Raw genomic sequence first — 13,073 nt, forward strand, 5'->3', positions numbered from 1 at the left:
TCATCACGAAGAAGGTGCGCCAGACCCGCACCTTCTTCGTGATGAAGGAAGTGGTCGACAACGCGCCCCTCGATCTGTGAGGCGCTAGGCCGCCCGCGAGATGCAGTCGGCGATCGCGTCGAGCATGCCGGTATCCTCGCCCGCCATCGCGTCCATCGCCGCCATGCGGCGCAGCACGGTCGCGGCGATCGCTTCCTCGACCGTATCCTCCGCGTAGGCGTAGTGGATCACCGCGGCCTCGCCGTCGCGATGGCAGCGGCCCTCGATCTGGGCGAGCTGGATCGCGCTGTGGCGCATGTCGTGGACGACGAGCGCCCGGGTCCGTTCCCCGCCGGGCAGCTCGTTCCGGTGCAGCGAGATCGATTCGGTGACCGTGAACACGATCGCATCGAGAGCACCCGTCTGGAAGGCGAGCCGGGCCGCCTCGTTCGCCTCGCCCGTGCGCGTGCCGTCGATCGCGTCGACCCGCCAGCCGCGGCCGCGGAGAGTCTCGGCCAGCGCCGCACCGGTCTCCAGGAAGGCCACCGAGAGCGCCACCTGCTCGCCGGCATCCAGAAGGATCTCGGCGAAATCGGCGGTGCCGGCGACCCGCAGCAGGCTCGCCTTCTGGCGGAAGCGCAGATCCGCGGCCCAGCCGGCGGGGCGCCGGGTGCTGCCCCCAGCCAAGCCGAACTCCCGGCGGAACTCCCGCCAAGTCGCGTCGTAGAGGCGCCGCTCGTCCGGCTTCAGCGCGGTCGGCGCCAGCTCCCGCTGCACCTCGGGCCAGCCCGCGATGTCGGCCGGGCGGCGGCGCAGGCCGATCGCGTTCGCGCCCGTGTAGAGCAGGTCGGCCATCACCGCGCAGTCGTGGGCGTTGGCGCTCCACGACCAGTTCACCCAGCGCCCCTTGGCGCGCCCGATACCGAGCCGCTGCATCAGGGCGCGGAAGTCGGCGAGCGTCTCGGTCGGGCTGCCCACTGCGTGCCCGAGCAAGCGCCCGAGATAACCGAGCTCGTGCGGAGCCTGCCCCGCCGTCGCGCTCATGTAGACCGTGAAGGTCGCGGCGTCGGCGAGCTGGCGGCAGACCATCGTCTGCTGGGCGTAGGGGTTGCGCAGCCGGTGGCTCTCGTCGAACACCACGAGCGGCCAGGCGCGCTTGAGGCTGCCGTGCTTGGCCAGCGCGTTGTTCTTCGCCCTGGTCGAGCGGCGGCGGACCGCCTCCGGGGGCGCCATCAGCGACTTGGTGCGCTCGTAGTTCACGAGCGTCACCTCCTTCGGTGCGAGCCCCGCATCGCGGATCGTGCGCCGCCATTGCGGCATCGCCCCCTTGGGGCAGACGACGAGCACGGCGGCCTCCGGCATCGCGGCGAGCGCGGACCAGACCGAGAGGGTCTTGCCGAGCCCGGTCATGTCGCCGAGCAGGAAGCCGGGACGGCCGGCCGCACGCGCGGACCGGATGGCGCGGGCCGCTTCCGCCTGATGCGGCCTGGGCACCAGCGTGACGCCCGGGGCATGCGGCTGGGCCATTGCCGTCGGCGTGGTGGGCCGCGGGGTCACCACCCGCGTCAGGCCGCGCGCAGGAGCGCGATCTCGTCCATGACCGCGCGACGCATGACGTGCAGGCGGCCGAGGATCGCGGCGTAGCTGCGCCGCTCCTCACAGGCCAGCTCGACCTCGCGGCAGAGCATCGCGAACTCCGTGAAGCCGAGGACGCCGCTGGCGGAGATCATCGCGTGGGCATCGTGGGCGAGCTGTTCGCGCTCGGGCAGGACGCCCTCGGCCCCGAAGCGCTCGCCGAGTTCCTTGGCGAGCGTCGCGAGGAGCTGGCGCATCCGCGCCGGTCCGACCACGGCTGCGACCTCCCGGTAGGTGCTGAGGTCGAGGGTCCCGGTGACGGCCGGCACAGGCAGCTCCTGCGGGGTCCAGCGATCGATCATCGCGTAGAGCGCCGCGCGCTTGAAGGGCTTGCCGATATGGTCGTTCATGCCGGCCTCGCGAAAGGCGGCCACCTGCTGCGGCAGGACGCTCGCCGTCATGGCGATGATTGGTACGCTGGCGCACGGATGCGGGAGGGCGCGGATCGCCCGCGTCGCCGCGAGCCCGTCCATGCCGGGCATCTGCACGTCCATCAGGACGAGATCGTAGCGCTCCGCCTGAACGGCCGCGATCGCCTCCGGCCCGCTCGACGCCGCATCCACCCGGTGGCCGGCATCGTGCAGCACGGCGAGCGCCAGCTCCCGGTTCAGCGCCACGTCCTCCACGAGGAGAAGGCGTCGACCGCGTGCGGGCCGAACCTCCCCCTCCGCCGCGCTGACGGGCGCGTCAGCCGGTTCGGCCACCGCCAAGGGCAGCGAGAACCAGAAGGTGGAACCCGCACCGACCGCGCTCTCCAGGCCGATCGCGCCGCCCATCAGCTCGACGAGCTGCTTCGAGATGGCGAGTCCGAGGCCGGTGCCGCCGTACTCCCGCTGAATCGTGCCGTCCATCTGCGAGAAGCGCTTGAACAGGTGGCCGTGCTTCTCGGCCGGAATGCCGATGCCGGTGTCGCGCACGGCGAAGCGCAGCTGCGCCGCCTCGTCCGCCGGACCGGGCACGCGCGACACGCTCAGAGTCACGCTGCCCGCGGCCGTGAACTTGACGGCGTTGTTGAGCAGGTTGAGGAGAACCTGCCGCAGCCGGTCCGCATCGCCGACGACGCGCTCCGGCAGGCCGGGCTCGGTCTCGACGATGAGGCGCAGCCCCTTCAGCTCGGCCCCGGCCCGCATGATCGCCACGGCCTGATCGGTGACCGCGTCGAGCCCGAAGGGCTCGGCGGCGAGTTCCACCTGGCCTGCCTCGATCTTCGAGAAGTCGAGGACGTCGTTGACGACCGTCAGCAGGCTCGAGCCGGCGCCGCGGATACGCTCCGCGTGGAGGCGGGCCACCGTGCCGGGCTCCAACTCGTCCACCAGGAGGTCGGCGTAGCCGAGCACGCCGTTGAGGGGCGTGCGGATCTCGTGGCTCATCGTGGCCAGGAAGTCGCTCTTGGCGGCGCTCGCCCGCTCGGCCTCGCGCTGGGCGGCCTCCGCCGCGGCCTTGGCACGCACCAGGGCGTCCTCGGCCGCCTTGCGGGCGGTGATGTCGGTGTTAAGGCCGATCACCCGCTGCGGCCTGCCCTCGGCGTCGTAGAGCGCGCGGCCGGTGCCGTGGATCCAGCGGAGGCTGCCGTCGGGGGCGGGCACGCGGAACTCGATCGAGAAGCTCGTGTGCTGCTCGGCGGCTGCGGCGGCAGCGGCGAGCGCCGCCTCGCCGTCCGCGCGCTCGACCATCGCGAGCCATTCCTCGGTGCTCAGCGCGTATCCTTTGGGCGCGTCGATGCCGTGGAGCTTCGCGCTCTCGGCCGACCACGTGATCCGCGCCGAGGCGAGGTCGAGATCCCAGGTGCCGGCGCCGGCCGAATCCTGGGCGAGCTGGAGGAGCTTGCCGGTCTCGGCGAGCTTGCGCCGCGCCGAGATGATGTCGTCGATGTCGAGCGCGGTGCCCAGCATCGCCACCATCTCGCCCCGCTGACGGATCGGAATCATCACCAGCCGATGCCAGCGGTAGATCCCGTCGTGACGGCGCAGGCGGCCCTCGATCTGATAGGGGCTGCGGGTGCGCATCGCGGTGCGCCACGCCCGGTCCATCCGCTCCGCGTCGTCCGGGTGGTTGCCGGCGAGGCGCGCGGCGCGCGAGGGACCGATCGGGCCGTAATAGCGCTCGAACTGCTGATTGACGTAGGCGTTCTCGCCGGTGTCGATCGAGAAGATCCAGATCAGCTGCGGCAGGGCGTCGGCGAGCGCCCGGTAGCGGGCCTCGCTCGCCTCGCGGGCGGCGATCTCCTGCTGCTGGCGGATATTGGCCTCGTGGAGGCGCAGCTGGCCGACCACGATGCCGGCGAGATCCTGCAACTGACGCCGCTGCGCCTCGGAGAAGCTGCGCGGTTGGGTGTCGAGCACGCACAGGGTGCCGACACGCAGGCCCGGCGCCACGATAAGGGGCGCACCCGCGTAGAAGCGGATGGCGGCCGGGCCGACGACCAGGGGGCTGCTGACGAAGCGCGGATCGAGCAGGGTATCCTCGACCACGAGCGGATCGTCGGACTGGATGGTGTGCGCGCAGAACGCGCCTTCCCGCGGCATCGGGCTCGTATCGGTCCCGCAGGCGGCGGCCGGGCGCAGCTCCGTCCGCTCGACCAGCGGCACGACCGCGATCGAGACATCGAACAGGCTCGCGGCGGTCCGGCAGATCGCCGCGAGATGGGACGCCGCCTCGCCCCCCAGGTCGCCCAGCGCCTCGAGCGCGGCGAGGCGCCGGGCCTCGTCGGCCGCGACAGGAACCGTCATCTCAACCGCCTCATCCCTTGCTCTCCGACGCAGCAACCGACCTGCGCCGTGCCATCCTCGTGCGGAGGAAAGCGTTAATCGGGCCTTAATACCCCGCGGCGCGACAGAATTCTGCAGCGCAGCGTGGCTGTAGACCGAGCGCGCCGCGGAGGGAATCCAGTTCCGGGAAAGCTGTCGCGATCTTGATCGGTGATCCTGGCCCGCGCGCCGGCTCGCGCCATCTTCGGCGGACCTTTCCGGGCACGAGGCTCCGCCAGACGGCATGCGCGTCTTCTTCACCGCCGACACCCATTTCGGGGACGCCCACATTCTGCGCCAGCGCGGGGCGCGCTTCGACTCGATCGAGGCCCACGACGCGGCCCTGATCGCGCGCTGGAACGAGACGGTCGGCCCCGATGACGCGGTCTGGCATGTCGGCGACTTCGCCGCGCATGCGGACCGCGCCTACTGCGCCGCAGTGTTCGACCGGCTCAACGGCGTGAAGCGGCTGGTCAGGGGCAACCACGACAGCAAGCGGGTGCTCGCCCTCGCCTGGGCGGATCCGCCGGTCGAGAGCGCGCGCCTCACCGTACGCGACGGGGCGGGCGCTCTTTGCCGCCTGTTCCTGGCGCACTACGCTCACCGGGCCTGGCCCGGGTTGTGGCGCGGCACGCGCCACCTCTACGGCCATACGCATGGCACGCTGGAGGACACGCGCTGCTCCTGCGACGTCGGCGTCGATGCATGGGACTACCGACCGGTCACGCTGCCCGAGATCGTGGCGCGCCAGGAAGCCGCGAGGCATCTGCCGGAGGAGCTGGAGCGCGACGCGCGCGCCGCCACCGCGCCTTCGGACGGGAGCGGGAGCAGGGGAACCGCGGCCTCTGATGTAGATTGAGATCGGATGCGCCGAACCGACCGACGAGACCGATGCTGAACGCGAGCTGCCTGCACCGGCCCGAGCTGACTGCCGCGCTGGCGAGCGGCGACCGCAAGCTCGACAACCTGACCGTCCCCTATCCGCGCACCTTCGCGGCGGGCACGACAATCGTCCAGCAGGGTGCGGAGCACGACTACGTCTACCGCCTGCGCACCGGCTGGGTCGGCCGCGTGCGCGCGCTGCCGGACGGACGCACGCAGTACCTGATGGTGTTCCTGCCGGGCGACCTCTTCGCCATCAAGAGCGTCTTCGTCGCGGCACACCCGGACGCCGTGGTGGCTCTGTCGGACGTGACGGTCGAGCGCCTGGCGCAGCATCGCCTGCGCGATGCCTTCGACACCGATCCCGAGATCGCCCTGCGCTGCACGTGGCAGATCGTCGAGGAGGAGCGGCGGCTGCACAACTGGGTGGTCAGTCTCGGCCAGGGCAGCGCGGAGGAGCGCATCGCTCACCTGCTCCTCGAGTTCAGCGTGCGGATCGGAGCCGCCACCGGCACCGGGCGCGCGCTCGAGTACGGCATCCCGCTGACGCAGGACCAGCTCGGCAACGTGCTCGGGCTGACATCCGTCCACGTCAACCGCGTGCTGCGTCGCCTGCGGGAGGACGGGCTCGTCAGCATCCGCAACCGGGTGGTGAGCATCCACGACGCGCCGGCCCTGGAGCGCATGGCCGAGCCGCTGCGGGACGCGACCCTCCAGGCGAGAGCACGTCCCGAAACCGCGGCCGGCTGAGCGACCGAGGGTCCGCCCAGGAATTCTCAGGCCAGAACTTCGGCGATGATCGGCGGCACCGCGGCCGGGATCTCGCGCGCGAGAAAGCCGAGGCCGCCGCAGCCGAGCGCGAGCCGGCGTCCGGCAACGCCGTGCAGGTAGACGCCCCAGAGCGCCGCGTCGCAGGGCTCGGCACCGCGGGCCAGCAGGCCGGCGATCAGGCCCGCGAGCGTATCGCCCGAGCCCGCGGTGACGAGGCCCGGATGACCTGAATCGTGAAGATAGGCCGTCCCGTCCGGTGCGACGATGTGGGTGCGGCCCCCCTTCATCACCGTGACGGTGCGAAAGCGCTCCGCGGCCTCGCGGGCCGCGGCCAGCGGGTCGGCCTCGATCGCGGCGCGCTCGGCGTCGAGCAACCGCGCCATCTCGCCCGCGTGCGGCGTGATCACCGCCGGCCGCTCGAGCCGACGCACGAGGCCGGGATCCGCGGCGAGCGCCGCCATCGCGCCGGCATCGAGCACGAGGGCCGCCGCGGGCGGGTCGGCCAAAGCGGCGCGGACGAGGTCGCGCGTGTCCCCCTCGTCCATCATGCCGGGGCCGAGCAGCGCGGCGTCGCAGCCGCGCAACTGCTCGATGACCGTGCCGGCCGCCTCCACGGCGACGCGGCCACCCGGTGTCTGGGGGAGCGCGAGCACCCGTGCCTCGGGCAGGGCGAGACCGACCGGCACCGCGAGATCGCGGCAGGTCGCGATCCGGACCTTGCCGGCACCGGCGCGCAGGGCCGCCTCCGCGCAGAGCAGGATCGCGCCCGGCACCTCGAGGCATCCGGCCAGGACGAGGACCCGCCCGCGCGCGTCCTTGCTGTCGGCCTCCGGTATCGGGAGCCCGCGCTCACGCAGCAGGTATGGGGTGACCGGAACGCTCGCGCCCACGCAGGACTCCTCCCGCGCCCCTCCGGACCGCCCAGGGGGACGCCTTCGGGAAACCCGCCTCCGGCCGAATTGTCCCCTGGAAGCGCCTGCCTGCGATGGCCCGCCGATGGCTGCACCGGAGACATAGGGTTAACACTTTTCGCGCTAGGCTGTGCGCCGTTCAGCCGGAGTAAACCATGACGCTGCTGCTCGTCGTCCTTCTGGCCCCGCTGGTCGCCGCAATCGTCCTCGCGGGCGGACGCCCCGGCCCGATCCTCGGCTGCCTCTGCCTGATGGGGATCGGCTGCCTGATCGCCTGCTCCGGCCTGACGCGCCTGGTTCGTCAGCGCGCCTGACGGGATCGTTCAGCGCGGGTCTGCCGGGCGGCTGGCGGACGCGGCGTCGGGCGGCCCGACGCGCGAGAGGATCTCCTGGGATGCTGCGGCGCGCAGCACCACGGCCTGCAGCTCGCTGCGCGGAACCTCGATGCCGTTGGCGCTCAGATCCGCCTGGACGCGCGCGATCAGATCCTCGTCGTGCTGGCCCTCGATCATCGCCGCGATGAGCACCCGCGCATAGGCCTCGGCCGTACGGCCATCGACGCCGAGCTTGGCCATCGCGAAGATGGCGAGCGCGCGGATGCTGCCGCAATGGGCCGCGAAGCGCGCCTCCTCGGTCCGCGCGAATAGGTATTCCGCCGCGCGCTCGCGGTCTTCGAACGCCTTCAACATGCGTCTCGCTCCCTGATCCCGGATCCGCGCGTCGGCACGTCCGGTCGAGGAGCAGGGTGGCCCCGAGGACCGGGAGCGACAACGTCTTTTGATAGGCCCGGGCACGGGAAGCGGCGGCGCCCGTCAGCCCGGCAGTGCCGCGATCAGGTCCCGCAGCGTGGTGATGGTCGAGGCATCCGCGACGCCGTCGACGCGGTCAGGTCGGAAATGGCGCTGGAAGGCGGCGACGACCGCCTGCGTGCGGGCATCGAACACGCCGGTCACCGGCTGGTCGTAGCCGTAGAGGCCGAGCATCGCCTGCAGGGCCTCGACCGGCTGACCGGAATCGCCCCGCGCGAAGAAGCGCCCGTCCCGGACCGGCACGGGCGGCACGTGGTGCCCCACCCCGGCGGCCGCGAGCCGGGCCCAGGGAAAGACCTCGCCCGGATCCTCCTTGCGCTCCGGGGCGACATCGGAATGGCCGAGCACCCGCTCGGGCGGGATGCGCCAGCGGGCGCAGATGTCGCGGGCCAGCGCGATCACCGCCGCCACCTGAGTCTCGGGGTAGGGCGGCAGGCCGCCGACATGGCCGGGATGCACGATCTCGATGCCGAGCGAGCGGGAATTCACGTCGCGCTCGCCTTTCCAGCAGGCCGCCCCCGCGTGCCAGGCACGGCGGGCCTCCGGCACCATCTGGGCGACGCGCCCGTCCTCGAACACGACGTAGTGCGCCGAGACCTCCGCGCGCGGATCGCGAAGCCGGGCGACCGCCGCCTCCGCGCTCTCCATGCCCGTGTAGTGCAGGATCAGGAGGTCGGGCCGCACGGCGGCCGCGTCGCCCCCTTTGGCCCGGCGCTCGCCGTGGTTCGGCGAGGGCAGGACGCTGTGGGCCACCGGACTGTCGGGCGTCATCTGAGACCCCGCTCGGCCGCGATCCGGTCGTGGGCCGCGTTGATCGCCGCGAGCCGCTTCGTCGCGATTGCGATCGCCTCCGGCGGGAGGCCGCGGGCGATCGCGCGGTCGGGGTGGTTCTCCGCGACGAGCCGGCGGTGCTGCGCCTTCACCGCCGCGTCGTCGGCGTCGCGCTCCAGGCCGAGCACGAGGTAGGGGTCGTCGGCCAACCGAACATGGCGGGCGGCGATGCGCCGGAAGTCCGCCTCGTCCAGCCCGAAGATCGCCGCGACGGCGTGCAGGTAGCGCTCCTCGCCCTCGTGGATGGCACCGTCCGCGGTCGCGATGTGAAAGAGGCCGTCGAGCACGTCCTCCAAGAGGGCCGGCTCCTCGCGGAAGGTGGAGGCCAGCTGGGTCGCGTAGGCCTCGAAGCCGGCCGTGGTGGTCTTGGCGAGGTTGAACAGCCGCTCGATGCCCGGACGCTCGGATTCCTCGACCTGGACCACGCGGCCGAAAGCCTCGATCTCGGAGGAGACGACGACGCCGTCGGACTTCGCCATCTTGGCGGCGAGCGCCACGAGCCCGGTGGTGAACACCACCTCGCGCGGCGTGCGACCGAAGGGCGCGCCCTCGCGATCGAAGAGGTAATGGCCGGCGACGCTGCCGGCGAGCGCCCCGAGCGGGCCACCGATCGCCATACCGATGCCGGCACCGCCGATCTTGCCGCCGAACTTGCCCCAGAGACCCGAGGTCATCGCGGCCCTGTTCGGAAGGAGGAGGTCGGGAGAGGCATCGAGGGTGCAGCGCGCATCAGAGGGCCGCATGCGATAGCGGCTCGCGCCCCAACGGAAAAGGGCCGGAGCGTGCGGCTCCGGCCCCCGACCATGCGACCCGTGCAGGGTCGATGAGGATCGTTGAGGATCGCTCAGCGGCAGTACACGTCGCCGTAGGCATCGCGGTAGGTGCCGTAGGGGCAGCGGGGCGCGGTGGCGGCACCCGCGATGGCGCCGCCCGCGCCGCCGATCGCCGCACCGGCGAGCGCGCCGCCGGCCCGACCCGTGGCGAGACCGCCGACCGCCGCGCCGAGACCCGCGCCGAGCACGCCGCCGCCGAGCGCACGGTCCTGCGGCGTGTTGCAGGCGCCGAGCGAGAGGGCCAGGGTACCGGCGAGTGCCGCGGCAACAAGCTTCTTCATCATGGGGTCTCCCTTGTGCGGTCCGGCCTTCCGCCGCGACGATGGTGCGGAACGAGCTTAGCCGTTATGAACCTGGAACGCGAACCGCACGGCCAAGGTTCCGTTCGAGGTTCCGTTCCGCCGGTACGGTTCCTTTTGGTGCCCCGCGTCCCGACATGCAGGTTGCCGCGCCGCCGCACGGACGGACCCAATCCGTCGAGCCCATCTTCGAGGACCCCATGCAGAGAGCCACGACCCTGGTGCGCAAGCCCGCCGTTCGGCCGGATGCCGTCGTCGATACGGTGGTCCTCGACTATGCCGCCCGCGGCCGGGCGAGCGGCCATCTTCACGCGGAGGGCGGGCTGGCCTTCGATCTCGCTCTCGCGAAGGCCGCGACGATCGAGGACGGCGACGCCCTGCGGCTGGAGGACGGACGGCTCGTGGCCGTGCGCGCCGCGCCCGAAGCCCTGCTGGAGGTCCGGGCCGAGAACCCGGCCCGCCTCACGCGCCTCGCCTGGCAGCTCGGCGGCAACCACGTGGCGGCCGAGATCGGGGCGGACGTCCTCTACGTGCCCGACACGCCGGCCAATGCCGAGCTGGTCCGGGGCCAGGGCTGCGCCGCCGCCGCGGTCTCGCGCGCCTTCCGCCCGGAGCGGCAGGCCCACGATCACAGCACCTGCGGACACGATCATGGGCATGAGCATGACCACGGGCATGAGCACGACCATGACCACGGGCATGCCCATCGGCACGGCCACGCGCACGATCACCACGATCACGACCATGCGCACGGCCACGCCCACAGCCACGCGCACGAGCACGGGCATGACCATGAGCACGGCCAGCACGTGCACGGTCCCGGCTGCCGGCACGGGCATTAGGAACGAGGCGGCCAAAGGCGTCGACGGCCTTATCCCGACGGCGCCTTGAACCTCGACGCCGCCTCCCCATTGGTGCTGAGGACGCCCGAGAGGACCCGAGAGGACCAGACCGCCCATGTCGGCCCCGCTCCCCTTCGACAACAGCTACGCCCGTCTGCCCGACCGCTTCTTCCGGCGGCTCGCACCGACACCGGTGGCGGAACCGCGCCTGATCAAGCTGAACCGCGACCTCGCGCTGAGCCTGCGGCTGGATCCCGACTGGCTCGCCGGGCCGGAGGGCGTCGCGATGCTCGCCGGAAACCGGGTGCCGGACGGGGCCGAACCGCTCGCGGCCGCCTATGCGGGCCACCAGTTCGGCAACTTCGTGCCGCAGCTCGGCGACGGGCGCGCCATCCTGCTCGGCGAGGTCGTCGGCCGGGACGGACGGCGGCGGGACATCCAGCTCAAGGGCTCCGGCCCGACGCCGTTCTCGCGTCACGCCGACGGCCGGGCGGCACTGGGACCGGTGCTGCGCGAGTACCTCGTCAGCGAGAGCATGGCGGCGCTGGGCGTTCCGACCACCCGGGCGCTCGCGGCCGTCACGACAGGCGAGCGCGTGGCGCGCGAGACCTTCCTGCCGGGGGCGGTGCTCACCCGTGTGGCGTCGAGCCACATCCGGGTCGGAACCTTCCAGTTCTTCGCCGCCCGGAGCGACACGGAAGCCCTGCGGGCCCTCGCCGACCATGTCGTGGCACGGCACTATCCGGAGGTCGCCGACGCCGAGAAGCCCTACCGCGCGCTGCTGGAGGGTGTGATCGGACGGCAGGCGGACCTCGTCGCCCGGTGGCTGCTGGTGGGCTTCGTCCACGGGGTGATGAACACCGACAACATGTCGGTGGCGGGCGAGACGATCGATTACGGCCCCTGCGCCTTCCTGGACGCCTACGATGCCCGGACGACGTTCAGCTCCATCGATCAGCACGGGCGCTACGCCTACGGCAACCAGCCGCGCATCGCCCTCTGGAATCTGACCCGCCTTGCCGAAACCCTGCTGCCGCTCCTCGCCGAGGATGAGGACGCCGCGGTGAAGGAGGCCGAGGAGGCGCTCGCCGGCTTCGCGCCCCGCTTCGAGGCGGCCTATCACGGCGGATTGGCGCGCAAGATCGGCCTCGCCTCCCTTGGCGAGGGCGACGCGGAGCTCGCCGGCGATCTCCTGCGGCGCATGGCCGAGAACCAGGCCGACTTCACCCTGACCTTCCGCCGCCTCGCCGCCGCGGCGGAGGATCCGGCGGCGGACGGGCCGGTGCGCGACCTCTTCGTCGATCCGACCGCCTACGATGCCTGGGCGACGCGCTGGCGCGAGCGCCTCGGCCGCGAGACGCGCGGGCCGGCCGAGACGGCGGCGGCGATGCGGGCAGTGAACCCGGCCTACATCCCGCGCAACCACCGGGTCGAGGGCGTGATCGAGGCCGCGGTCGAGCGGGGCGATCTCGCCCCGTTCGAGGAACTGCTGACCGTTCTGTCGCACCCCTTCGCGGACCAGCCGGCCTTCGCCCGCTACGCGGAGGCGCCGGAGGGCGGCGGCGTCGGCTATCGGACCTTCTGCGGCACCTGAAACGGGCTTCGGACCGCTCGATCCGACCTCAGATCCGAGACCGCCTACAGCCTCATGCAAGCGACGAGTGGTCAACTTACCGTTGTGCGAATGAAGCCGGACGCGCCCGAACCCAGGCGCATCCGAAGGACAATCGGAGCCCGGTATGGCCGAACTCTCGACCGAGGATCGGGACGCTGTCGATCGCCTGACCTACTTCATGCTGAAGGAAGTCTGCTGCTCCGCGACGGACGCCATGGCGAAGATGAACCCGGAGGCGGCGCGGGCGCTCCTGCACGGCGTCGAGACGCTGCTGACGGGCGCGATCACCCGCATCGACGCGCAGCAGACCGAGGGTGCGAACTCGACGGCGATCGCCCTGGCGGTCGGCACGCGGATCGCGGAGGTTCTCGATCAGGCGCGCGCGATCCTGGACGAGGGCGGAGACCGCGCTGCACCGGCGGCCGGCCGCGCGGCCTGAGATGCCGTCGCGGGGCGGGCCGCAATCAGGCGTCGCGACCTCACGTTGGAGCCGCGTCCGGCCGGGGCCGGCAGCGTTCCGGGCAAGGTCCCGAAAGGAGTGGTCCATGAAGGTTGCGGCGGATCTCTGCATCGTGCCGATGGGCGTGGGCCCGTCGGTCTCGCCCTACGTGCGCGAGATCAAGGCGCTCATCGAGGCCAGCGGCCTCGAGGCGACGATGCATCCCAACGGCACCAACATCGAGGGTGAACTCAGCGCGATCTGCAGCCTTGCCGAGGCTTGCGAGGCGCGGCTCGCCGAATTGGGCGTGCAGCGCACCTTCTTCACGCTGATCTTCTCGACCCGGCGGGACAAGGAGCAGTCGATGGCGGACAAGCTCGACGCCGTCTCCTGACGCGCGGGCTCAGCCTTTCCGGCGCCGGCCGGATGACGGTGCGGGGGGCGCCTCCTCGGGCTTTGCTCGCTCGGCGAGGGCACCGG

General features: G+C 72.1%; 14 protein-coding genes. 7 read left to right on the forward strand and 7 right to left on the reverse strand.

The annotated features are described in order from the left end of the window. Nucleotides 1-84: 84 nt before the first annotated feature. Nucleotides 85-1,536 (reverse strand): DEAD/DEAH box helicase family protein, encoded by a 1,452-nt coding sequence (locus tag MFF54_RS18985; protein ID WP_238304382.1) that lies wholly within the window; start codon nt 1,534-1,536, stop codon nt 85-87. A gap of 8 nt (nt 1,537-1,544) precedes the next feature. After that, nucleotides 1,545-4,343, reverse strand: coding sequence for an ATP-binding protein (locus tag MFF54_RS18990; RefSeq protein WP_238304383.1), 2,799 nt, complete (start codon nt 4,341-4,343; stop codon nt 1,545-1,547). Between the two features lie 262 nt (nt 4,344-4,605). Here MFF54_RS18990 and MFF54_RS18995 point away from each other — a divergent pair, with 262 nt between their 5' ends. Beyond that, on the forward strand, nt 4,606-5,220 hold the full coding sequence (locus MFF54_RS18995; protein WP_238304384.1) for a metallophosphoesterase: 615 nt from the start codon (nt 4,606-4,608) through the stop codon (nt 5,218-5,220). Nucleotides 5,221-5,252: 32 nt separating this feature from the next. After that, entirely contained in the window at nt 5,253-5,993 is a 741-nt protein-coding gene (locus MFF54_RS19000; protein WP_238304385.1) for a Crp/Fnr family transcriptional regulator, read from the forward strand. Between the two features lie 26 nt (nt 5,994-6,019). Here MFF54_RS19000 and MFF54_RS19005 read toward each other — a convergent pair whose 3' ends face one another. After that, nucleotides 6,020-6,904, reverse strand: a complete 885-nt coding sequence (locus tag MFF54_RS19005) for an NAD(P)H-hydrate dehydratase (protein ID WP_238304386.1) — start codon at nt 6,902-6,904, stop codon at nt 6,020-6,022. A 176-nt stretch (nt 6,905-7,080) separates the two neighbouring features. On the opposite strand from MFF54_RS19005, the gene MFF54_RS19010 reads away from it, so the two are divergent. After that, nucleotides 7,081-7,239: a hypothetical protein gene (locus tag MFF54_RS19010; RefSeq protein WP_197430594.1), complete on the forward strand. Its 159-nt coding sequence runs from the start codon at nt 7,081-7,083 to the stop codon at nt 7,237-7,239. Nucleotides 7,240-7,248: 9 nt separating this feature from the next. Here the strand turns inward: MFF54_RS19010 and MFF54_RS19015 are convergent, their stop codons facing one another. From MFF54_RS19015 to MFF54_RS19030, 4 genes are all read right to left on the reverse strand, one after another. Beyond that, entirely contained in the window at nt 7,249-7,614 is a 366-nt protein-coding gene (locus tag MFF54_RS19015; protein ID WP_238304387.1) for a DUF1476 domain-containing protein, read from the reverse strand. A 123-nt stretch (nt 7,615-7,737) separates the two neighbouring features. Further along, the gene (locus tag MFF54_RS19020) at nt 7,738-8,505 is read right to left on the reverse strand and encodes an N-acetylmuramoyl-L-alanine amidase (protein ID WP_238304388.1); all 768 of its coding nucleotides are present in this window, start codon (nt 8,503-8,505) and stop codon (nt 7,738-7,740) included. After that, nucleotides 8,502-9,239 (reverse strand): TerB family tellurite resistance protein, encoded by a 738-nt coding sequence (locus tag MFF54_RS19025; RefSeq protein ID WP_238304393.1) that lies wholly within the window; start codon nt 9,237-9,239, stop codon nt 8,502-8,504. Before MFF54_RS19025 ends, MFF54_RS19020 begins: the two co-directional genes overlap by 4 nt. Nucleotides 9,240-9,409: 170 nt before the next feature. Next, nucleotides 9,410-9,679, reverse strand: a complete 270-nt coding sequence (locus MFF54_RS19030) for a YMGG-like glycine zipper-containing protein (RefSeq protein WP_066922238.1) — start codon at nt 9,677-9,679, stop codon at nt 9,410-9,412. Between the two features lie 218 nt (nt 9,680-9,897). On the opposite strand from MFF54_RS19030, the gene MFF54_RS19035 reads away from it, so the two are divergent. From MFF54_RS19035 to MFF54_RS19050, 4 genes are all read left to right on the forward strand, one after another. Then, complete coding sequence (locus MFF54_RS19035) at nt 9,898-10,539, forward strand: urease accessory protein UreE (RefSeq protein ID WP_238304389.1); 642 nt, start codon at nt 9,898-9,900, stop codon at nt 10,537-10,539. A 115-nt stretch (nt 10,540-10,654) separates the two neighbouring features. Continuing rightward, nucleotides 10,655-12,133: a protein adenylyltransferase SelO gene (locus MFF54_RS19040; protein ID WP_238304390.1), complete on the forward strand. Its 1,479-nt coding sequence runs from the start codon at nt 10,655-10,657 to the stop codon at nt 12,131-12,133. A gap of 145 nt (nt 12,134-12,278) precedes the next feature. Beyond that, nucleotides 12,279-12,593 (forward strand): hypothetical protein, encoded by a 315-nt coding sequence (locus MFF54_RS19045; protein WP_238304391.1) that lies wholly within the window; start codon nt 12,279-12,281, stop codon nt 12,591-12,593. A 106-nt stretch (nt 12,594-12,699) separates the two neighbouring features. Beyond that, on the forward strand, nt 12,700-12,987 hold the full coding sequence (locus tag MFF54_RS19050) for an MTH1187 family thiamine-binding protein (RefSeq protein WP_238304392.1): 288 nt from the start codon (nt 12,700-12,702) through the stop codon (nt 12,985-12,987). The last annotated feature ends 86 nt before the right edge of the window (nt 12,988-13,073 follow it).

Origin of the sequence: Methylobacterium gregans (genome assembly GCF_022179245.1) — a bacterium.
Classification (GTDB): domain Bacteria; phylum Pseudomonadota; class Alphaproteobacteria; order Rhizobiales; family Beijerinckiaceae; genus Methylobacterium; species Methylobacterium gregans.